The 19,095-nt window shown below is 63.7% G+C and carries 21 protein-coding genes and 1 riboswitch; of the genes, 5 read left to right on the top strand and 16 right to left on the bottom strand.

All coding sequences use genetic code 11. The features are described 5' to 3' along the window. Nucleotides 1–29 precede the first annotated feature (29 nt). The 12 genes from DFR48_RS12865 to DFR48_RS12810 all read right to left on the bottom strand — a co-directional run bounded on the left by DFR48_RS12865 (nt 30) and on the right by DFR48_RS12810 (nt 10,210). On the bottom strand, nt 30–515 hold the full coding sequence (locus tag DFR48_RS12865) for a VOC family protein (RefSeq protein ID WP_114363536.1): 486 nt from the start codon (nt 513–515) through the stop codon (nt 30–32). Nucleotides 516–585: 70 nt separating this feature from the next. Beyond that, nucleotides 586–1,236, bottom strand: coding sequence for a glutathione S-transferase family protein (locus DFR48_RS12860; RefSeq protein ID WP_114363535.1), 651 nt, complete (start codon nt 1,234–1,236; stop codon nt 586–588). A gap of 76 nt (nt 1,237–1,312) precedes the next feature. Then, a complete protein-coding gene (locus tag DFR48_RS12855; protein ID WP_114363578.1) occupies nt 1,313–1,939 on the bottom strand; it encodes a TetR/AcrR family transcriptional regulator in 627 nt (208 codons plus the stop codon). 111 nt (nt 1,940–2,050) lie between these two features. Beyond that, a complete protein-coding gene (locus DFR48_RS12850) occupies nt 2,051–2,941 on the bottom strand; it encodes an energy transducer TonB (protein ID WP_245415607.1) in 891 nt (296 codons plus the stop codon). Further along, nucleotides 2,938–3,411, bottom strand: a complete 474-nt coding sequence (exbD, locus tag DFR48_RS12845) for a TonB system transport protein ExbD (protein ID WP_114363534.1) — start codon at nt 3,409–3,411, stop codon at nt 2,938–2,940. Before exbD ends, DFR48_RS12850 begins: the two co-directional genes overlap by 4 nt. A 4-nt stretch (nt 3,412–3,415) precedes the next feature. Beyond that, on the bottom strand, nt 3,416–4,297 hold the full coding sequence (gene exbB, locus DFR48_RS12840; RefSeq protein WP_114363533.1) for a tonB-system energizer ExbB: 882 nt from the start codon (nt 4,295–4,297) through the stop codon (nt 3,416–3,418). Nucleotides 4,298–4,604: 307 nt separating this feature from the next. Next, a complete protein-coding gene (locus tag DFR48_RS12835) occupies nt 4,605–4,895 on the bottom strand; it encodes a YARHG domain-containing protein (protein ID WP_245415605.1) in 291 nt (96 codons plus the stop codon). 183 nt (nt 4,896–5,078) lie between these two features. Beyond that, nucleotides 5,079–5,864, bottom strand: coding sequence for an SDR family oxidoreductase (locus DFR48_RS12830; RefSeq protein ID WP_114363532.1), 786 nt, complete (start codon nt 5,862–5,864; stop codon nt 5,079–5,081). Between the two features lie 49 nt (nt 5,865–5,913). Continuing rightward, on the bottom strand, nt 5,914–6,864 hold the full coding sequence (locus tag DFR48_RS12825; protein ID WP_114363531.1) for a sugar-binding transcriptional regulator: 951 nt from the start codon (nt 6,862–6,864) through the stop codon (nt 5,914–5,916). A gap of 20 nt (nt 6,865–6,884) precedes the next feature. Then, nucleotides 6,885–8,354, bottom strand: a complete 1,470-nt coding sequence (locus tag DFR48_RS12820; protein ID WP_114363530.1) for an FGGY family carbohydrate kinase — start codon at nt 8,352–8,354, stop codon at nt 6,885–6,887. A gap of 81 nt (nt 8,355–8,435) precedes the next feature. Next, nucleotides 8,436–9,401 carry a transketolase family protein gene (locus DFR48_RS12815; RefSeq protein WP_114363529.1) on the bottom strand — a complete coding sequence of 322 codons (966 nt, stop codon included), beginning with the start codon at nt 9,399–9,401 and terminating at the stop codon, nt 8,436–8,438. Beyond that, nucleotides 9,401–10,210 (bottom strand): transketolase, encoded by an 810-nt coding sequence (locus tag DFR48_RS12810; RefSeq protein WP_170141867.1) that lies wholly within the window; start codon nt 10,208–10,210, stop codon nt 9,401–9,403. The genes DFR48_RS12815 and DFR48_RS12810 overlap by 1 nt, the downstream gene beginning before the upstream one ends. A 203-nt stretch (nt 10,211–10,413) precedes the next feature. On the opposite strand from DFR48_RS12810, the gene DFR48_RS12805 reads away from it, so the two are divergent. The 5 genes from DFR48_RS12805 to ribB all read left to right on the top strand — a co-directional run bounded on the left by DFR48_RS12805 (nt 10,414) and on the right by ribB (nt 15,828). Then, complete coding sequence (locus DFR48_RS12805; protein ID WP_114363527.1) at nt 10,414–11,388, top strand: ABC transporter permease; 975 nt, start codon at nt 10,414–10,416, stop codon at nt 11,386–11,388. A gap of 121 nt (nt 11,389–11,509) precedes the next feature. Next, nucleotides 11,510–12,445 (top strand): substrate-binding domain-containing protein, encoded by a 936-nt coding sequence (locus DFR48_RS12800; RefSeq protein ID WP_114363526.1) that lies wholly within the window; start codon nt 11,510–11,512, stop codon nt 12,443–12,445. A gap of 21 nt (nt 12,446–12,466) precedes the next feature. Next, nucleotides 12,467–13,960 carry a sugar ABC transporter ATP-binding protein gene (locus DFR48_RS12795; protein WP_114363525.1) on the top strand — a complete coding sequence of 498 codons (1,494 nt, stop codon included), beginning with the start codon at nt 12,467–12,469 and terminating at the stop codon, nt 13,958–13,960. A gap of 16 nt (nt 13,961–13,976) precedes the next feature. Then, the gene (locus DFR48_RS12790) at nt 13,977–14,765 is read left to right on the top strand and encodes an SDR family oxidoreductase (RefSeq protein WP_114363524.1); all 789 of its coding nucleotides are present in this window, start codon (nt 13,977–13,979) and stop codon (nt 14,763–14,765) included. Nucleotides 14,766–14,932: 167 nt separating this feature from the next. Continuing rightward, nucleotides 14,933–15,077, top strand: a riboswitch (FMN riboswitch). Between the two features lie 115 nt (nt 15,078–15,192). Further along, a complete protein-coding gene (gene ribB / locus DFR48_RS12785; RefSeq protein ID WP_114363575.1) occupies nt 15,193–15,828 on the top strand; it encodes a 3,4-dihydroxy-2-butanone-4-phosphate synthase in 636 nt (211 codons plus the stop codon). Between the two features lie 179 nt (nt 15,829–16,007). Here the strand turns inward: ribB and DFR48_RS12780 are convergent, their stop codons facing one another. From DFR48_RS12780 to DFR48_RS12765, 4 genes are all read right to left on the bottom strand, one after another. Then, the gene (locus DFR48_RS12780; RefSeq protein WP_114363523.1) at nt 16,008–16,655 is read right to left on the bottom strand and encodes a hypothetical protein; all 648 of its coding nucleotides are present in this window, start codon (nt 16,653–16,655) and stop codon (nt 16,008–16,010) included. A gap of 97 nt (nt 16,656–16,752) precedes the next feature. Further along, complete coding sequence (locus DFR48_RS12775) at nt 16,753–17,298, bottom strand: hypothetical protein (RefSeq protein ID WP_114363522.1); 546 nt, start codon at nt 17,296–17,298, stop codon at nt 16,753–16,755. 318 nt (nt 17,299–17,616) lie between these two features. Next, a complete protein-coding gene (locus DFR48_RS12770) occupies nt 17,617–18,225 on the bottom strand; it encodes a protein rhiA (RefSeq protein ID WP_114363521.1) in 609 nt (202 codons plus the stop codon). Between the two features lie 168 nt (nt 18,226–18,393). Continuing rightward, the gene (locus DFR48_RS12765; protein ID WP_114363520.1) at nt 18,394–19,080 is read right to left on the bottom strand and encodes a hypothetical protein; all 687 of its coding nucleotides are present in this window, start codon (nt 19,078–19,080) and stop codon (nt 18,394–18,396) included. Nucleotides 19,081–19,095 lie beyond the last annotated feature (15 nt).

The raw sequence follows: 19,095 nt of genomic DNA, 5'->3' as shown, positions 1-19,095 counted from the left end.
GGCCGGGAACAACCGGCCGGACCGGCCGCTCATGACCGGTTTGCGGCCGCGGCTTCAAGCGTCGCGATGTCGATCTTCTTCATCGTCATCATCGCTTCGAAGGCGCGCTTTGCCTCGCCGGCGTCCGAACTCGTCGTGAGCTCGATCAGTCTCCGTGGCGTGATCTGCCAGGAGAAACCCCAGCGGTCCTTGCACCAGCCGCATTCGCTCTCTGTGCCTCCATCCCCGGTGATGGCATTCCAGTAACGGTCCGTCTCCTCCTGGTTTTCGGTGAGAACCATGAAGCTTACGGCCTCGTTCGGCGTGAAGACCGGGCCGCCGTTGAGGCCGAGAAAGCGTCGGCCGAGGACCGTGAATTCGACCGTCAGTTCGGTGCCCGCACCGCCGCCGGGAAAATCACCGGGGGCGGTGCTCACCTTGTCAACGTGGCTGTCGGGAAATGTCGTGGCGTAGAACTTTGCGGCCTTGCTTGCTTCACCATGGTCGAACCACAGGCAGGTAATGAGTTCGGTCATTTCCATTCTCCTTACGTCTTCGGGTTTCAGGTGCTGTTGGCGGCGCCGCGGCAAAGCGGGGCCGGGGTCGTCAGGCCGGCGGCGCGCCGGTATTGATCGCCAGTTGCGCGGCGAAAGCGCGTTTGTAGGCGGGCCGCCCTTCGCCGCGGGCGACATAGGCGGAAAGGTTCGGATACTCGTCGAGGATCCGCGACGATCTCAATCTTATGAGGACCGAGACCATCATCAGGTCGCCCGCACTGAACTCGCCATCGAGCCAGTCCGCGTTGCCGAGGCGGGCGGAAAGATCGTCCAGCCGGCTTCGGATGCGGTCGTCGACGAGGCGCAGGCGCTGCTCGCACCAGGGCTCCTTCCGTTCCGATATCCAGGTCGTTGCACGGTCGAGGATCGGCGGCTCCACGGTGTTCAGGGCCGCGAACATCCAGGTGATCGCGCGGGCCCGGGCATTTGCCTCCGTCGGCAACAGACCCTCGTGGCGCTCGGCGATATGAAAGACGATTGCTCCGCTTTCGAAGAGCACGAGATCGCCTTCTTCGTAAGTCGGGATCTGGCCGAAAGGATGAACTGCCTTATGTGCCGGCTCCTTCATTGCGGCGAACGAGACGAGGCGGACGTTGTAGGGTTGCCCCACCTCCTCGAAGGCCCAACGGACGCGTGTGTCACGTGCGAGCCCCTGACCACCGTCCGGCGAACGTTCGAAGGCGGTAATGGTGGGTGTCATCGGAAAGCTCCTCGGTTTCGCGTCGTCTCCGATCCTCCTCGAAGACCCTGACCGCCTGTTGTCGGGGTGGCATCACTCAGAGGCTGTGCCGCTCTGCTCCGGCGCCGAAGAGCAATCGGATGTAGCGGCTGAGGTGGTCGATGCTGTCTGCTGCGATCTCGGCTCCACCCGTGGCCTTTGCCAGGATGAAGGCACCCTGGATGACGGCCTGGGTGTGGAGCGCGAGTGACTTCGCCGTCCAGTCGGGCGCCATCTCGCGCTCGCGCATTGCCGCTTCAATGTCGGCTTCGAGTGTCGCAGCATGACTGGTGATGCTGCGCGCACAGGCGTCGCGGATGGCAGGCACCGTCTCGTAGGTCTCCTGCACCATGGTGCCGACGAGACAGGTGAAGTCCGGCAGGTCACCCGCGAGAAGCGCCTTGCGGAACTCGAGATAGTCGAGGATCCGGACGAGAGGGGCAGGGTGGTCGTGATAGGACGCGCCGGCGAACAGTGCCCCCGTCATTTCAGACCAGTGGTTTGCCGCGGCGACGCCGAGTTCGTTCTTGCTTCTGAAGTGGTGGAAGAAGGCACCCTTGGTAACGCCCGCGGCCGCGCAGAGTTCGTCCACCGTCGTGGCCGAATAACCCTTCGTGCGGATCACCGTCAGGGCGGCGTCCAGCAGCTTGACTCTCGCGTCCGGTTTGGTGACTGATCCGGGCATCATGTTTTCCTCCACTGGTTGAGATACCGACTAGTTGGTATGAAGTCAACAAGCCGTGTCTCGCGCATTCGTTCGAGGGAGCAGGTCGCACCGCTCGCCGTGGGGGTGTCTTCAGCGTATGTCGAAGCGAACCGGCGCGACGATTGTCGTACTGGCGCCCGGCGGCGGCGCCGGTACGGGAGAGGCGCGTCGGACAAGGTCCAGAACCGCCTCGTCGAGGGTAGAATGACCTGACGACCTCGAAAGCGAGACGGACAGCACATTCCCGGAGGTGTCGATCCGGAAACGCACATAGACCGTGCCTTCCTCATGAGCCGATCGTGCCGCCGCAGGATAGCGCTTTCTCCGTTCGAGATGTGCCATGAGCCGAGATTGCCAGCGCGCGGGAGAGACTGCCGCGCCCCGGCCGGCGGTTGTCTCGGGAGCTGCGGTGCGTTCGGACTTGGTGACGTCGATCTTGGCTTTGCGGGCCGCCTGCGAGGGCGGCGGTGTCTTGTGGGCGGGCGCCGGCGTCGGGGGCGCAGGGCGAGTGACGGGTAGAGGAACTTCGACGTTCTCGAGAGCCGCGAGAACCTGCTGTTCGACCGGATCCGGCTCCTCCTGCTGCGGTGGCACCGTCGTCGGTTCGGGGCTGGGGATAACCTTCTCCGCCGGTCTGTCCTCCGCCGGAGCGAGCGGTTCCGGCGTCGTCGTATCGCTTGTCTCCAACGGTTTCGGTTCGTCGGGGGCGGGCGCGGGATCTGCTGCAGGGGAGATGATCTCGTCCGCATCCACATTGTCGGGAACGATCTCTTCTTCCCGGGGTTCCGTCGCTTCCGGTTCTGCGGCGAGCTCGATCATGATCGCCGCCTGCGGGCCCGGATCGGCGCCGATCTCCGTGGGCGTGTGCATCATAACGGCAAGGGCAGCAGCGTGGGCGGATGCAACGATCAGTGCCGCAGCGCCCCAGGCGAGACTGTCCCCGGCGAGACTGCGGCGAAAGTCGTTGAGCAATACGGTCACGGCGCCTTTGCCTCATTGCGCGGCGCAGCCCCGGCGCCTTCCGCATTAGCCGGTACGCTCTCGAGGCCCACGAGCGCGATCTTCAGGTAGCCGGCATCGCGCACGAGGTTCATGACCTCCATGAAGTGCCCATAATCGACGACCTTGTCCGCCCGAAGAAAAATGCGGTTTTCGTGATTTCCCTCGGTTAGTCGTTCGAGGCTCGCCCCCAGCCCGTCCCGGCTGACGGGACTGTCGCCGAGCATCAGTGAAAGATCGTCCTTGAGCGTCAGGTAGATCGGCTTTTCAGGCCGCGGAGCGGCCTTCGCCGTCGATGCCGGCAGGTCGACATTGACGTCGACGGTGGCGAGCGGTGCGGCGACCATGAAAATGATGAGAAGCACCAGGATTACGTCGATAAAGGGTGTGACGTTGATCTCGTGGTTTTCCGAGAGTTCGTCGCCGTGGCTTTCGCGGATTCCTCCGGCCATCGACCTATTCTCCTGCGAATGTCGGCTTCGCGCGGCCGGCGCCGGAGAGCTTGCGAAAATCGAGGTCGCGGCTGACGATTCGTTCTATCCCGGCGGACGCGTCGGCCAGAAGATGCCGGTAGCCCGTGACCGATCGCGCGAAGACGTTATAGATGACGACAGCGGGAATGGCCGCCACAAGGCCGATCGCTGTCGCGAGCAGTGCTTCAGCGATCCCGGGAGCCACGACGGCAAGATTGGTCGTCTGGGCCTGCGAAATGCCGATGAAGGAGTTCATGACGCCCCAGACGGTGCCGAACAGGCCGACGAATGGAGCCGTGGAACCAATCGTCGCCAGCACGCCGGTGCCCTTTGCCATGCGGCGGCCCGCTCGTGCTTCGGTTCGTTCGAGAGCGGAGCCGACGCGGGCCTTCAGGCCCTCGCTGCCCGCATGATCGATCGCCGGATCAGAGAGTTCGATTTCCCGCTGAGCAGCGAGGAGCATGTCAGCGACCGTGCCGTTGCGTCCTGCGAGCGCAGTGAGTGCGCCCGCCATCGTGGGGTTTTCCGACAGGAGGCGCAGACCGCGGCTGGCACGATATCTTGCGGTTGCAAGCTGCAGCGTCTTGGCGAGCCATATGGTCCAAGTCACGACGGACGCGAAGACCAGAGAAATCATCACGGCTTTGACCACGTTGTCAGCGGCCAGGAACATTCCCCAGGGCGAGAGATTGTGCGGCAGTGCGGAAGGAGGAAGCTCGACCGTAGCGTCTTCCACGGACGGCTGCGCAGGCGAAGGCAGCGACTGCACGATGTCCGTCGACGTCGGACCACTCTGTTGCTGCGCAAGGGCTGTCGTCATTGCGCCATCGCTCCAGAGCGCAAGACATGTGATGAGAAGAGCCATAGCGGCAAATGGGAGAGAACGGGTCCGCACCGTCAGGTCCTTTCACAAAAGCAGGTCGGTGACGCAATGGTCCGAGACGCGGACCGTGCAACCGCCTCTGGAGACCTGATAATAAACATGAGTAAAAAAGACAAGTAATAACTCGAAAGAAACCACGAGCAGCCCCCGGAGTCCCGTCGGGCGGCTGTCCGCCGTGATCACGATGCGCGAAAGGCTCGGCTTCCCAGGCCACGAGCCTGTTCAGCCGGGAAGCGCGATTCCAGGCCGGGAGACGAGAAGTGAACTCGGTGAGCCGGCGATTTGGGGATCAGCGGCAACCGTAATAGCGTTCCCACTGCTCTATGAGGTTGACGCGTCGTGTTTCGCTGCGCGTGAGTTTGCCGAAAGGTGGGAAACATCCCCGTCCAAAAACGCTGCGCACGCGGTCGGTTTTGAAGCAGTACCCCTTGGCGGCATAAATGGCGTTCCTCTCGTACCAGAGTTCGTCACAGCTCATCCGGCCGTAATCCTGCGCGAATGCCTGCGCGGAGGTCACGGCGTAAAGCGGAACGACAATTGCGAGCATCGAGACTGTGGCGGATATTCTCTCACGGGTCATGGCGAGATCCTCTTGGGGCCGATAGCCGGTGTATATTAGCACGAATGCGCGAATGGAGACTGACACAGGTCAAGTCCGGCACCTGGCTCGGGGATAACGGAATGCGACGTGGGATCGTAGATCCGCCCGGTGCGAAGGCAGGCTCAGCCGAGATGGGCGGATCGGCAGCCACCGGCGACACGCTCACGACATGATCAGCCCGCCATCGACGTTGATCGTCTGCCCGGTGATGTAAGCCGCATCGGCGGAGGCGAGAAAGGCGACGAGTGCGCCGACTTCGGCCGGCGTGCCGGCGCGGCCCATCGGAATGCCCTCGACCCATTCTGCCATCAGTTCACCGGGTCCGTAGTCGCCGAGCATCTTGCCCCAGACGCGGTCGTTGTAATCCCACATTTCGGTGTGGATGATGCCCGGGCAGATGGCATTGACGGTGATCCCTTCGCGGGCCAGCTCCTTCGCGAGGCTCTGGGTCAGTCCGACGACCCCGAATTTCGAGGCTGCATAATGCGGCGTATAGATGAAGCCCTGGCGTGCCTGGCCGGAGGCGGTGTTGATGAGCCGCCCCTTTGTTCCGCTGGCGCGGAAACGGCGGATCGCCTCCTGGCAGCAGAGGAACACGCCCTTGGTGTTGACGTCGAGATTGAGGTCCCATTCCCGCTCGGTGAGGTCTTCCACCTTGGCGATCGTGATCACGCCGGCGTTCTGGACCGAGACAGACAGCGTCCCGAGCCTTGCCTCAGCCTCCGCATAGGCCTTCCGCACTGCGTCGGCATCGGTCACGTCCAGCACGAGCCCGATGACCTCCGCCCCGGTCTCCCGTGCGAGATCCGCCGCGGCGTCTGTGGTGTTCTTTTCGATCGCGGCGATGGCGACCTTCGCGCCTTCTTCAGCGAAGCGCCGGGCGATGCCCAGTCCTATCCCCTTGTTTCCCCCCGTGACGAAGACGGACCGTTTGGAAAAACGCTGCATCGTCTCACTCCTCCGCTTGCAGCCGATCCGGCAGTCCGTCCCCAGGAGGTCAGGCTGTCAGCCTCGCTGCCGTGAATTTGTCCGTCACAAGGACGTCGATGATACCCATCTTCAAGGCGCCGGCGATCGCCTGGGTCTTTGATTCCCCGCCGGCAACCGCCATCACGCGGTCCGCCTTCCTCAGGTCCTCGAGCGACATGCCGATGACCCGCTCGTTGAGCGGCGTCTCGACCGGTTTGCCGTCACGGTCGTAGAAGCGGAACGAGATTTCGCCGACCGCGCCTGCCTCCTGCAGCATCGCCATTTCCTGCCGCGAAAAGACGTTACCGGAACGGGCCAGGAGTTCCGAAGGCTCGACCGCACCGATGCCGATGATCGCGAGGCTCAGCCGCCCGAACAGGTCCATGGTGCCGCGCACGACCGGGTCGGCGAGCATGACGAGCTTCGCCTCGCGCGACGAGGTGATGCCCTGGACGAGCAGCAGCCGTGGTTCGCCGCCCGTCAACTTGGCGAGCCGGGCAGTCAGCTGCGTGGCATGGGTCTGGACCGAGGCGTCGCCCATGCCGCCGAGGATCTGCACGATGTACTTGGCCTTGGCGCTTTTCAGCGGATGAATGTTGTCGACCATGCGCAGGATGGTCTGGCTCCAGCTCGAGACGCCGATGATCTCGTCCTGCCGGAGGGTCACCTCCAGAAAATGTGCCGCGGCCTCGCCGATGCGCGCCATGATGGCGCCGTCACGATCCTCGGAACAGTCGATGACGATCGCTTCCGTCAGGCCGTAACGCTCGCGAAGTGCGGTTTCGAGATCGGCAAACGTGCCCGGCGGCGGAATGACGGTGGTCCGGACGATACCCTCCAGCTCGGCCCGTTTCAGCATCCGAGAGACGGTTGCCTGAGACATGTGCAGGCCATCGGCGATCTCCGCCTGCCGCTTGCCCTCGACGTGATACATCTGTGCAACGCGGGCGATCAGTCGCAACTCGTTCAGGCGTCCCATGGTCCCTCCGGGATGAATTTTTATTCACCCATAATTGAAGTCGCGGGAACCGTCGAGCGGAAGATTGCGTCCTGCCACACCCGAAGTCGCTCGGCGGCGTCGGAGGCTCGCGGGGCAAGCGTGATTCTGCTGCGCGGCAGAGCGGCAATGGTGTCGAGATCGGGCCAAACGCCGAGGGAGAGACCCGCCAGATAGGCGGCTCCGAGCGCCGACGCCTCCGGCGCTTCACTCTGGATGATGGCGTGGGCGAGCGTATCTGCGACGCATTGCATGAGGAAGGTGTTCTTGCTGGGCCCTCCGTCCGCATAAAGGCGACCGAGGGGGGCGGGCGACTGTGCCGACATCGCCCTGAACACGTCGTGCACCTGAAAGGCCATCGAGTCCGTCACCGCGCGGGCCATCTGCGCGCGGGTCGTGTTGAACGTGATGCCCGCAAAGAGCGCCCGGGCGTCGGCCTGCCAGTAGGGTGCGCCGAGGCCGACGAAGGCCGGGACGAAGCCGGGCCCGCCGGGCGCTGCCGTTGCCGCGAGGTCGACGAGAGCCTGGACGTCGGGAAGGCCGAGGATTTCGGTCATCCACGGCAGGGCCGAGGCAGAGACCAGAATGTTGCCCTCGAAGGCATAGGTCGGCTCGCCGTTGATCGACCAGGCGATCGTCGTCGTAATGCCGTGCTCGGGCGCGATGAAGCGGGGCAATGTCGTCATGATCGACGAGCCGGTCCCGAAGGTGACCTTCCCGTCGCCGGGGCTGAAGGCTCCGTGGCCGAAAAGGGCTGCATGGCTGTCGCCGATCGCTGCCGCTATCCGGATTCCGTCGCGCAGGCCCGGCACGTTGCGCGTTGCGCCGAAGTCGGAGGCACTGTCGTGCACCTCCGGCAGGACCGCTCTCGGCACGCCGAAGAGCTCGCACAGTTCGTCGCTCCAGGTATTGCGATTGAGATCGTAGAGCTGGCTGCGTGCGGCATTGGAGGCATCACAGGCGTGAATGGCGCCGTCTGTCAGGCAATGGATCAGCCACGCGTCGATCGTCCCGAGCCGGATCGTCCGGCCGGCCGGCGCGCGGTCAAGCAGCCATTTCATCTTCGGGCCGGGAAACATCGGGTCGATCGGCAGACCCGTGAGCGCCTGGACGCGGTGCGAATGCCCGGCCGCGTTCAGGTCGGTGCAGACCGGTGCGCTGCGGCGGCATTGCCAACTGACCACGGGGCCGAGCGGCTCGCCGGTCTCGGCATCCCAGATGGTCACCGACTCCCGCTGGTTGGAGATCGCGATGCCGAGCACATCGACCGGAGGCCCGGCGCCGAGGCATTCGGCAATCGCTTCCTGCACCGACTGCCAGATCCGCAAGGGGTCCTGTTCGACCCAGCCGGGTTGCGGGTGCGAGATCCCGACGGGCGCGGATCCGCGCGCCAGAATTTCCCCTTCAGTCGAGACGAGCACGGCCTTTGAATTCGTGGTGCCTTGGTCGATGGCGAGGATGGCGGTGATCATGATGTCTCCACAGACGGACGTTGGCGGGCGCGGCAAGAGGGGTGTTCTGCCGCGCCCGGCACGGATTTTAAACGCGCATCGTCAGATGCGTGAAGACTTCCGTGCGATCAGGGTCTTTGCCGCCTCCGCGATCCCGGCGGGCGACATGCCGAATTCGTCCAGGAGGAATTCGGCCGAGCCGGTGGGCGCAAATATCCCCGGAACGCCGAGGATTCTCATCGGCACGGGTGCCTCGGCGACGACGACCTCGGCGATGGCAGAGCCGAGCCCGCCGAAGGTCGAATGCTCCTCTGCCGTGACGATGGCGCCGGTCTCCCGCGCCGCCGCAACAACTGCCGCGACATCGATGGGGCGCACCGTCGCCATGTTGAGGACGCGTGCTTCGATCCCCTCAGCGGCCAGGATGTTCGCAGCCTTCATCATGCGGTGTGTGAGGGTGCCGTTGGCAATCAGCGTGACGGCGTCGCCGTCGCGCAAGAGGTTGGCCTTGCCGAGCTCGAATTGGTGGCCCGGTGCCAGGAGGTCGGGGACCCCGACACGCGACAGGCGCAGGAAGACCGGACCCTCGTAAGCTGCCGCCCATTCCACTGCGGCGGCCGTCTCGATTGAGTCGCAGGGCGCGATCACCGGAAGATTCGGCAGCACGCGCGTCCAGGCGAAGTCCTCGATCGAGTGATGCGTCGGGCCGAGCTCGCCATAGGCCATGCCGGACGAGATGCCGACCAGCTTCACGTTGGCGTTCGAATAGGCGATGTCGGCCTTGACCTGTTCCAGCGAGCGGCCGGTGAGGAAGCAGGAGGCGCCGCAAACGAATGGCAGAAGACCGCCGTTCGCGAGACCGGCGCCAACGCCCACCATGTTCTGCTCGGCAATGCCCACATTCACCAGGCGCTCCGGCCATTTCGACTTGAAGCCGCCGAGCTTCGACGAGCCGACCGAGTCGTTGCAGACGGCAACGACCTTCGGATTTTTCGCCCCGAGCCTTTCCAGCACGGAAACGAAGGCGTCGCGACAATCGTGGAGCTTGGGGGACGTCACCGCGTTCATCACAGCGCCTCCGAAAGTTCGGCGATGGCAATCTTGTACTGTTCGGCATTCGGCACCTTGTGGTGCCAGTCGACCTTGTCCTGCATGAAGGAGATTCCGTGGCCTTTGTTGGTGTGGGCGACGATGCAATGCGGGCGTTCGCCACGTCGCTGAAGAGCTGGAACGATCTGGCTGATGTCGTTGCCGTCGATCTCGCTCACGTCCCATCCGAAGGCTTCGAGCTTGGCCGGGAAGGGGGCGAGGTCGTTCGTGTCCTTCAGCGCCGCGCCCTGCTGGAAGCGGTTGTGGTCTATGATCAGGGTGAGATTGTCGAGGCCGAACTGGGCCGCGGACGATATCGCTTCCCAGTTGGAGCCTTCCTGCATCTCGCCGTCACCGGTCAGCACGTAGGTGTGATAGGCCGCACCGGTCAGCTTCGCGGCCTTCGCCATGCCGACAGCGACGGGCAAACCGTGCCCGAGTGGTCCGGTATTCGTCTCGACGCCGGGAACCTTGTTGCAGTTCGGGTGCCCGTTCAGGCGCGAGTGGGGCTTCAGGAATGTCGAGATCTCGTCTTCCGGGATGAAGCCACGCTTTGCCAGCGTCACGTACAGCGCCAAGGCGACATGACCTTTCGACAGGACGAACCGGTCCCGATCCGGATGCTTCGGCTGGTCGGGCCAAATTCGCAGCACCTGGAAGTAAAGCGCAGTCAGAATGTCGATAGCAGACATTTCACCGCCGATATGGCCGGCGCCCGCTTCGTATACCGCCTGGAGATCGCGAAGACGTATCTGTCTGGCGATGCGGTCGAGATCGTTCGGCTGCATGAAATCCTCATTGTGAATAAATATGCCGTGCGTCATATAATTGCACTTGCGTTCCGACTGTCAAGCCTTTCCGTCGAAATAAAACTGATGATCCCGCGTAGATCGGCAGTTGACAGCCCAACAATTCGTGCGTTACGAATTTACAGACAGTAATGAATAATTATGCCGACGTAAACCGGTCGGCGGCAGCATGGGAGGGCTGGATGTCGGTATCAGCGACAGACCAAGATCGCAGCGCAGGCTCGAGTGCCTTGTCGGCATTGAGAGGAGCGACCGGCCCTCTGGTTGGCCTCATCCTGCTTTGCATCTTTCTTTCCTTCGCGACCGACAAGTTCATGTCCGTCCGCAATCTGCTCAATGTCCTCGACCAGATCACCGTTCTCGGGATCATGGCGGTGGGCATGACCATGGTGATCCTGATCGGCGGAATCGATCTCGCCGTCGGCTCCGTGCTGGCGTTGACGATGATGGTGATGGGATATCTCTCCAACCAGATCGGCCTGCCGCTGCCTCTCGGCATTCTCGTGGCGCTGGCTGTTGCGGCCGCCACGGGGGCGATATCGGGCATTCTGATCACGGCGCTCGGCGTGCCGGCGTTCATCGCGACGCTCGCAATGATGTCCGTGGCGCGTGGTCTCGCCAACATGATCACCGACGGGCAACAGATCGTCGGCTTTCCGTCCTGGTTCAGCCTTCTGGCTTACACCCGCTACGGCGGCTTTCTCACCCTCACCGTGGCCGTGATGCTGGTGGTGTTCATTTTGGGTTGGCTCTACCTGCGCTACACGTCGGGCGGCCGCTCTCTCTACGCCATCGGCGGCAACCAGGAGGTTGCGCGGCTCGCCGGCATCAATGTCAAGCTCTACACCGTCGGCGTCTATGTCATCTCGGGACTGCTGGCGGGGCTGGCGGGTGTGGTTCTCGCCATGCGCCTGGACTCCGTGCAGCCGACCGCCGGCGTCTCCTACGAGCTCGACACCATTGCAGCCGTCGTCATCGGCGGGACGAGCCTGAGCGGCGGCAAGGGTGGCGTTCCCGGAACCATCATCGGCGTGCTGATCATCGGCGTGCTGCGCAACGGCTTGAACCTTCTCGGGGTCTCGCCCTTCACGCAGGCGGTGGTCATTGGCGTCGTCATCGCGCTTGCAGTCGCAGCCGAAGCCGTCAAGCGAAGGTAACGCTTCGGCCTCGTGCACAGTTTGGCGGCGATGCCGCCAGTTCACCGCCGGGCAAATCGCCAGGCAAAACATCGGGCCTGCGGTGGTAGCGAGGTCCCGAAAACAACGGAGGAGATCTACCATGAATTTCAAGACAGTCCTTCTGGCTGCCGCTGCACTGGCAACCACGACGCTCAGCCCGCTCGGCGCTTCGGCCGCAGAGGTGAAGAAGATCGGCCTTGCGGTCTCGAACCTGCAGGCGGACTATTTCAACCAGATCAAGATCGGCGTCGAAGCCTATGCCAAGGAGAAGGGCATCGAGGTCATCACCGTCGACGCCAAGAATGACAGCGCGACCCAGATCAGCCAGGTCCAGGATCTGCTGACCCAGGACATCGACGCCTTCATCTACATCCCGGCGGGTGCCGCAGCTGCGGCCGTGCCGACCCGTCTCGCCAAGGAAGCCGGCATTCCGGTCGTCAACGTCGACCGCAATGCTGATGAGGCGCCCGGTGACACCTTCATCGCCACCGACAACGCCACCTCGGCCTACGAAGTCTGCAAGCACATCATCGGTCTTGCCGGCGGCAAGGGCAAGATGCTGATGATCCACGGCCAGAAGGGCACGACGCCGGAAGTCGAGCGTACCAAGGGCTGCCAGAAGGCGATCGGCGAAAACGCCGGCGTCGAACTCGTCGCCGAACAGTGGAGCGAGCAGTGGTCGCAGGCCGAAGGCCTGAACATCGGTCAGAACCTGCTGCAGGCAAACCCCGAGGTTTCGCTGATCTTCGCCCAGGCTGATGGTCTCGCTCTCGGCGCCGCCCAGGCGGTCAAGGTCTCCGGCGTCTCCCAGCGCGTCTATATCGGCGGCTTCGACGGCGACACGACGGCCCTGCCGATCCTCGCCCAGGGCGGTTTCGACGCGACCGCGACGCAGCAGGTTCGCGGCATCGGTCGCCTCGCAGTCGACAGCGCGGTCAAGCTTGCAGCCGGCGAAAAGCTCCCGGCCGAACAGCTGCTGCCGGGCTTCCTGACGACGCCGGAGAATGCCGCGAAGTTCGTTGCCGAGCATCCCTGATTCCGATCGGAAGAGAGCGCCATGACCGCCAAGGACACCGCACCCATCCTTTCTCTCCGGAAGATCCGCAAGGTCTACGGTTCGATGGAAGTGCTGCACGGCATCGATCTCGATGTCCGGTCCGGGGAGGTCGTGGCGTTGCTCGGCGAGAACGGAGCCGGAAAATCGACCTTGTCGAGGATCATCTCCGGGGCCGTCGAGGCGACGGCCGGTGACATGACATGGCTCGGGGCGCCCTACGCCCCGGCCAATCCACGCGCGGCGATGGACGCGGGCGTCGGCATGATCCATCAGGAACTGAAGCTCCTGCCGCAACTGTCGATCGCGGAGAACGTCTTTGTCGGACGTTACCTGATGAAGGGCGGTCGCGTGGACCGGCAGGCGATGGAAGAACGTGCCCATGCTGGCCTCCAGCGCCTTGGGCTCGACATCTCTCCGCGCCGGCGGGTGGAGGGTCTTTCGACCGCCAAGCAGCAGCTGATCGAGATCGCGAAGGCGATGACGCTCAACGCGAAGCTTCTGATCCTCGACGAACCGACGGCTGCCCTCGGCGGCGAAGAGACGCAGCTATTGTTTCGACAGATCGAGCGCCTCAAGGCCGACGGGGTCGGTATCATCTATATCTCCCACCGGCTGGAAGAAATTCGCCAGATCGCCGATCGCATCGTGGTGATGCGCGACGGCGCAAAGGTGCAGGAGTTCGACAGCGGCGACGTTCCGGTCCGCACCATCGTCGAAGCCATGGTCGGCCGCTCGCTGGAGCGGATGTTCCCGGCGGTTCCCGCACCGCAGGACGAGGTGATGCTGGAGGTACGCGATCTCTGCGCGCCGGCCGGGACCTTCAACAACATCAGCTTCTCGGTAAAGCGGGGCGAAGTCTTCGGAATTGCGGGCCTCGTCGGTGCCGGGCGCACCGAACTCGTCCGTGCGGTGACCGGTGCAGACCCGATCGCGAGCGGCGAGGTGCTCCTCGACGGCGATGTCGTGACGCCGCGCTCGCCGGGCGAGGCGATCAGGAAAGGCATTGTCCTGGTTCCGGAGGATCGCAAGCTGCAAGGACTGGTCCTCGAACATTCCATCCAGGAAAACATCGGCTATGCCAACCTGCAGGAAATCTCCCGCGGTGGCTGGCTGACCTCACGTCGCCTTGGCCAATTCGCCGAGGTTTACATCCGCAAGTTCGGCGTCAAGGGCAGCGGAAGGCAGGACGCCGGCGAGTTGTCGGGCGGCAACCAGCAGAAGGTCGTGCTGGCGAAATGGCTCGCGCGCAAGCCCAAGGTGGTGGTGCTGGACGAACCGACCCGCGGCATCGATGTCGGCGCGCGCTCTTCTATCTATGACATGATCATGGACCTGGCTCGGGAGGGTGTGGCGGTGATCGTCGTCAGCTCGGACCTCGAAGAGGTGCTGGGCGTCTCCAATCGCATCATGGTCATGGCGCAAGGCAAGCAGGCCGGTATTCTGGATCGCAAGGACGCGAACGACGTCTCGGTCATGGAACTGGCGACGATTTGAAGAAGGAAAGAATGTCATGCCGGACATCACACTGAATGCACCGAAACTGTTCGACCTCGGCGGCAATGTCGCGCTGGTGACGGGGGCGGGCAGCGGGATCGGTCAGCGTATCGCCATGGGCCTGGCCCAGTGCGGCGCCGACGTCGCGCTGCTTGACCGTCGGACCGATGACGGGCTGGCGCGGACGGCGGAGTTCATAGCCGGAACGGGCCGCCGCAGCATCCGGATTGCGGCCGACGTGACCCAGGCCGCCGCGCTCAACGAGGCGGTCGCCCGGACCGAGGCCGAGCTCGGCCCTCTCACGCTCGCGGTCAATGCCGCCGGCATTGCCAATGCCAACCCGGCGGAGGAGATGGAGGAGAGCCAGTTCCAGACGATGATGGACATCAACCTGAAGGGGGTCTTTCTCTCCTGCCAGGCGGAAGCACGGGCGATGTTGAAGAACGGACGTGGGTCGATCATCAACATTGCCTCGATGTCGGGCGTGATCGTCAATCGTGGGCTGAGCCAGTGCCACTACAACGCTTCGAAGGCGGGCGTTATCCACATGTCGAAGTCGATGGCCATGGAATGGGTCGGGCGCGGCATCCGCGTCAACACGATCAGCCCCGGTTACACCGCCACGCCGATGAACACGCGGCCCGAGATGGTGCACCAGACGAAACTGTTCGAAGAGCAGACCCCGATGCAGCGCATGGCGACGGTCGACGAGATGGTCGGGCCCGCCGTCTTCCTGCTTTCCGGTGCGGCCAGTTTCGTCACCGGTGTCGACCTTCTCGTCGACGGTGGTTTCTGCTGCTGGTAACGTCTGCCGACCAATACCGGCTTTCATCGAATACGGCACGGTGCTCTCGAGCACCGTGCCGTTTTCTGTGCGCGACGATTAAGAAAGGCAAACGCGACATTCGCCGACCAATTGCCGCCACCGGTTCCTTTGCACTTGAAATCGCTGTGGTCTTGCGCCTATTTTCAAAGGGTTCTCAGGGCGGGGCGAAATTCCCCACCGGCGGTATCCGGCTTTGCCGGGAGCCCGCGAGCGCTTTCACTCCGGTGAAAGGCAGCAGATCCGGTGCGATGCCGGAGCCGACGGTCACAGTCCGGATGAAAGAGAACATCGGCCATGGCGCCTCCCCCCACGGGGAGACGTGTGTGCTGTGTTCGCCCAAGGGATGGATGGCGGCCGGAAGGTCGTGGTTTGGCCGCTCACGCGGTTACCCTTGAAAGGCATTGAAATGACACTTTCGAAAATTGAAGACGCATTGGATAGCTTTGCGCGCGGCGGGATGGTCGTGGTCGTCGACGACGAGGACCGCGAGAATGAAGGAGACATCATCGTCGCTTCCGATCACGTGACGCCTGAGGTTATCGCATTCATGATGAAGCATGCGCGCGGCCTGATCTGCGTCGCGATGGAAGGGGAACGGCTGGACGCTCTTCGCATCCCGCTGATGGTCCCGTACAACACGGAGTATCTCAAGACAGCGTTCACCGTGTCGGTCGACTATGTCCACGGAACGACGACGGGAATTTCGGCCGCCGACCGTGCCGCAACGGTGCGTGCACTGATGGACGAGACGTCGGCGCCTGAGGACTTTGCCCGGCCGGGACACATCTTTCCGCTACGCGCCCACCCGAAAGGCGTCCTTGGCCGCCCCGGCCATACCGAGGCCGCGGTCGACCTCGCGCGCCTGGTGGGCAAGAATCCGTCCGGAGTGATCTGCGAGGTCGCAAATGATGATGGCACCATGGCGCGCCTGCCCGAACTCAAGGCGTTCTGCAAACTCCATGATCTCCCGATCATCACGATCGAGGAACTGATCCGGTACCGGAAGCACCAAGATGCCGCGGCTTGCATCGCTGCGGCCTAGGTAGGGGGCGGTGCGGGTCGAGCAGGCCCGCAGCCCTTTCGCGCATGTCGCCCGGATGTCTTTTCCCGCAGGGATGCTTGCGAGCAGTTCTTGGGCCTGACCAACTTCAGGCGAGAGCGATCCAACGGAGATCTTGCGTGATCGGGCGGATTATCCTGCCGGCTGTATCGTCACATGCGCTAGTGGGTAACGCTGGTCACGAGCCAATCGGTGTCCTCGACCGCCGCGAGCATCGCACGCGCATCGTCGATTGCACCACTGTGACGAAGAGCGTTCCAGCTCTCCTGAACCGCCGGCGAGGCGCCGGAATCGACTGTCGCCGCAAGGCGGGAGAGCAAGTCCCCGAGTGTCCTTGCCACGGTTCCGTCCGTCCAGCCGCCTGTCTCGCGAAACTTGCTCGCGACAAGCTCGCGGGAAGAGACTGAATGCCGGGCGAGCATAACCTCGATCGGATCACCGCGGACGAGAAGCTGCACCTCTCTCTCGTTCCAGCCGAGCACTGGTAGATGCGTTGTAAGCAGGTAGTGGTTCGTGTCCTTGCTGGCGCTGAGGGACGGTATCGGCACGAAACTGTCGGCAAGCAGGACCAAGGCAGCGAGCCCGGGGCTCGCGAATTCCGGCTGCAGCCAGGATGGCACCGCCCCGTCCGGATCGAGGCGAAACGCCGCCTGGATATCCTCGCGTTCCGCGATCCGGGGCAGGCGACGCAGCGCCATTGCGGAGAGTTTCTCATGGTCGCCGGCATCCCATGCCGATAATACCTCGCGGACCGTCTCTTCGAAGGCCGGCGTGACGGGGCAACGAAAGGCGTGATGCAGTACGGCCATGTCTTGCACGCTCCTCTGGCAAGAGCCGCCGGGCCGAAGGCCCGACGGCGAGGGTATTCATCCTTGTTCCGTTCAATGCAATTCTACCGGCACGATGTCACGGTCCGCAATTGACCAAGGTCCCGTTGACGATCGTCACGCCCGAAGCCGGGGTTATCGCGAGGGAATGGAAGCCGGCAGCAGCAACCCGGCTGGCCGCATTGTTCGCCGGCGCGGTCGTGATCTGGGCTTTCGGGATGCTCCAGTGGCCGGCCGGGTTGTTGTCGAAATCGATCTGCCACGGAAACGCCCGAGGCTGGTCGGCCGGATTGGCTCCGACAGGGATCCCGGCATTGCCGACCTGATCGTGATCGCCCTGTGCCGGAGCGTTCGTGTTTGGAAGGTCGACCTTGACGAAGCACTGCGCAGCCGGAAATCCGGCCTGTGCCGCAACGTCGCTTGCGAAATAGAAGAAGGAGAGGGTCGGGGGATTGCCGCTCACACCGAAGTTCGCGGCGTTCCATGCGACGGCGCCGGTCGTCGCATCCGCATTGACGGCGCGGTAGACCGAATAGGCCATCGCGGGACTGGCGAGCCCGAGTGCCGCAAATGCGGCAAGAGCGATGGCGAGACGGTGGCGGAAACGAAGTCTGCTGGTTTTCATGACTGCATTCCTTTTCGCAACAGGGAGGATGGACGCTCACCGCACCATGCGAGGAGCGCTGACCGGCGAGGCCTCTCGCCGGCTTTCAAGCTGTCGGTCCTCGGTGAGAGGCCCGTATCTGTGGATGTTGTGGGGGACGTCTTCAGATCGTCCCGGTTTCCGGTTCAGGACGGCCCGTTTATGTCGGACGCGTTCGTTGCCGGGATCTATTGGCCGCTCTGCGGCCTCGTTGCCGGCGATGCCGAGGGGTGCCCCCCGGCATCGCCTCTCCTGGCGTCTAGTTTGACCGACGGCGGGGAGGAGCGCCGCCCCAGGGCGTCAGGAGACGGTGATCAGGTTGTCGATGCCGAGAGCGGCACTCCGCGTCGTCAGGGCGCCGCCATAGGTGACTTCGACGGCATTGGTGACATCCTCGATGTCGATGACATCCCCGGTCACGAAATTGCCGAAGATGACCCAGTAGTTCGGGTGAGGCGTGAACACGGCCGTCATGTTCGGTGCTGCCTGCACGGCGAATGTGCCCGAACCGGACATGCCGACGCCGACGGAGGTCCGGTTCGGCGCGACATTCGGGAGCTGCTGAATGGTCAGGGAACCGATGGCTCCACTGGCGTTCGGGTTCGCAAAGGTCGTCGCACCGTAGGTGTCCTGCGTCAGCTGGATCAGGTTCTGGCCGTTCGGATCTGCCGGCATGGTCTGCGACGCCGAGAAGTTGATCCCCGGCTGGAGTACCCCGGTTTCAGACCAGACGAAGCTGTACTCGAGATTCCAGGTGAAGGTCACCTTGCTTTTCGGAGCGGTCGGGCGGGCAAACCAGGCGAGCGAGAACACATTGCCCGGAATGGTCATCGGCGGTGCCTTCTGGAACACGGCGAAGCTTCCGGAAAGCTGGGAGTTGTTGACGCACGTCAGAGAGTAGGTGGTCATTGGCTTTGCCTTTCTTCGAGGAACATCCCCCGGTTTGAAGGAGCCGGTATCGCCTCGGGGGCTGAAACGATACCGGCCGTTGCCTCGCCGCCCACGGATCAGGCGGAGAATCGGGAGTGGCGAGGATCCGCCCGGCAGGAGGCGGGCGCCGGGCAAGCTGGTTCGCTGTCAACCGGTCTCGACGATCTGGTTGTCGAGACCGACCGTGATGGCCGCGGTCGCCGTCGGGCTCGTGCTCGTCGCATCCGTCTTGAAAGTGACGGTCTGTGCCTGGCTCTCGTCCGAGATGGCGGGTGCCGGCAATTGGAAAGCGGTGCCGAACATCACCGTGACGGCGGGCGAGAGATCTGGTTCGAGCGTCAAAGGCGAGAGGCTGACGGGGATCGGCACGAGGATCGGGGCAGGGCCTACGACAAGACCCACCGAACCGCCCACGGGAATGCCCGGAGCGAAGGTCACGGTGAGGACACCTTCGGGTCCGCCGGGCGAGGGCGTGATCGTGAACGTCCCGTTCGCCCAGGCGACGGCGACGTTGTCGCCGAGCGCCACCGGTGTCTTCGCCGCAGGTGCCGGATCCGCACCCGCGGCGAGCGCGAGCATACTCAAGGCATCGGCTCCGCCGTTCCAGGTGAGGTTCACCGGCGGGGATGTATTGGTCGTCGCGGGGGACACGAGCGCGGTGATCACTTGTGCGTTCGCGGGGAGATTCTTGAGCGCCGGCGGAAAGACGTTGAAATAGACGGAGCCGGGAACGCTTGAGGCGTTCGTCGCGGTCAACTGGAAGGAAATGGCCCCGGTCGCGGGTGGGTCGTTAGCGGCGATGCTGGAGTCGGAACTGGCCACCTGTGTCGACATTTTTGGTCTCCTTTC

The sequence above is a fragment of the Ciceribacter lividus genome (assembly GCF_003337715.1).
GTDB classification, from domain to species: domain Bacteria; phylum Pseudomonadota; class Alphaproteobacteria; order Rhizobiales; family Rhizobiaceae; genus Allorhizobium; species Allorhizobium lividum.
The sequence above is the reverse complement of the archived record's forward strand: the minus strand, read 5'-3'. Positions and strand labels throughout refer to the sequence as shown.

Excerpts from the sequence above, each read along its gene's own strand:
- DFR48_RS12865 (WP_114363536.1), bottom strand. The coding sequence starts at position 515 with ATGACCGAACTCATTACCTGCCTGTGGTTCGACCATGGTGAAGCAAGC.
- DFR48_RS12860 (WP_114363535.1), bottom strand. The coding sequence starts at position 1,236 with ATGACACCCACCATTACCGCCTTCGAACGTTCGCCGGACGGTGGTCAG.
- DFR48_RS12855 (WP_114363578.1), bottom strand. The coding sequence starts at position 1,939 with ATGCCCGGATCAGTCACCAAACCGGACGCGAGAGTCAAGCTGCTGGAC.
- exbD (WP_114363534.1), bottom strand. The coding sequence starts at position 3,411 with ATGGCCGGAGGAATCCGCGAAAGCCACGGCGACGAACTCTCGGAAAAC.
- exbB (WP_114363533.1), bottom strand. The coding sequence starts at position 4,297 with ATGGCTCTTCTCATCACATGTCTTGCGCTCTGGAGCGATGGCGCAATG.
- DFR48_RS12835 (WP_245415605.1), bottom strand. The coding sequence starts at position 4,895 with ATGACCCGTGAGAGAATATCCGCCACAGTCTCGATGCTCGCAATTGTC.
- DFR48_RS12830 (WP_114363532.1), bottom strand. The coding sequence starts at position 5,864 with ATGCAGCGTTTTTCCAAACGGTCCGTCTTCGTCACGGGGGGAAACAAG.
- DFR48_RS12825 (WP_114363531.1), bottom strand. The coding sequence starts at position 6,864 with ATGGGACGCCTGAACGAGTTGCGACTGATCGCCCGCGTTGCACAGATG.
- DFR48_RS12820 (WP_114363530.1), bottom strand. The coding sequence starts at position 8,354 with ATGATCACCGCCATCCTCGCCATCGACCAAGGCACCACGAATTCAAAG.
- DFR48_RS12815 (WP_114363529.1), bottom strand. The coding sequence starts at position 9,401 with ATGAACGCGGTGACGTCCCCCAAGCTCCACGATTGTCGCGACGCCTTC.
- DFR48_RS12810 (WP_170141867.1), bottom strand. The coding sequence starts at position 10,210 with ATGCAGCCGAACGATCTCGACCGCATCGCCAGACAGATACGTCTTCGC.
- DFR48_RS12805 (WP_114363527.1), top strand. The coding sequence starts at position 10,414 with ATGTCGGTATCAGCGACAGACCAAGATCGCAGCGCAGGCTCGAGTGCC.
- DFR48_RS12800 (WP_114363526.1), top strand. The coding sequence starts at position 11,510 with ATGAATTTCAAGACAGTCCTTCTGGCTGCCGCTGCACTGGCAACCACG.
- DFR48_RS12795 (WP_114363525.1), top strand. The coding sequence starts at position 12,467 with ATGACCGCCAAGGACACCGCACCCATCCTTTCTCTCCGGAAGATCCGC.
- DFR48_RS12790 (WP_114363524.1), top strand. The coding sequence starts at position 13,977 with ATGCCGGACATCACACTGAATGCACCGAAACTGTTCGACCTCGGCGGC.
- ribB (WP_114363575.1), top strand. The coding sequence starts at position 15,193 with ATGACACTTTCGAAAATTGAAGACGCATTGGATAGCTTTGCGCGCGGC.
- DFR48_RS12780 (WP_114363523.1), bottom strand. The coding sequence starts at position 16,655 with ATGGCCGTACTGCATCACGCCTTTCGTTGCCCCGTCACGCCGGCCTTC.
- DFR48_RS12775 (WP_114363522.1), bottom strand. The coding sequence starts at position 17,298 with ATGAAAACCAGCAGACTTCGTTTCCGCCACCGTCTCGCCATCGCTCTT.
- DFR48_RS12770 (WP_114363521.1), bottom strand. The coding sequence starts at position 18,225 with ATGACCACCTACTCTCTGACGTGCGTCAACAACTCCCAGCTTTCCGGA.
- DFR48_RS12765 (WP_114363520.1), bottom strand. The coding sequence starts at position 19,080 with ATGTCGACACAGGTGGCCAGTTCCGACTCCAGCATCGCCGCTAACGAC.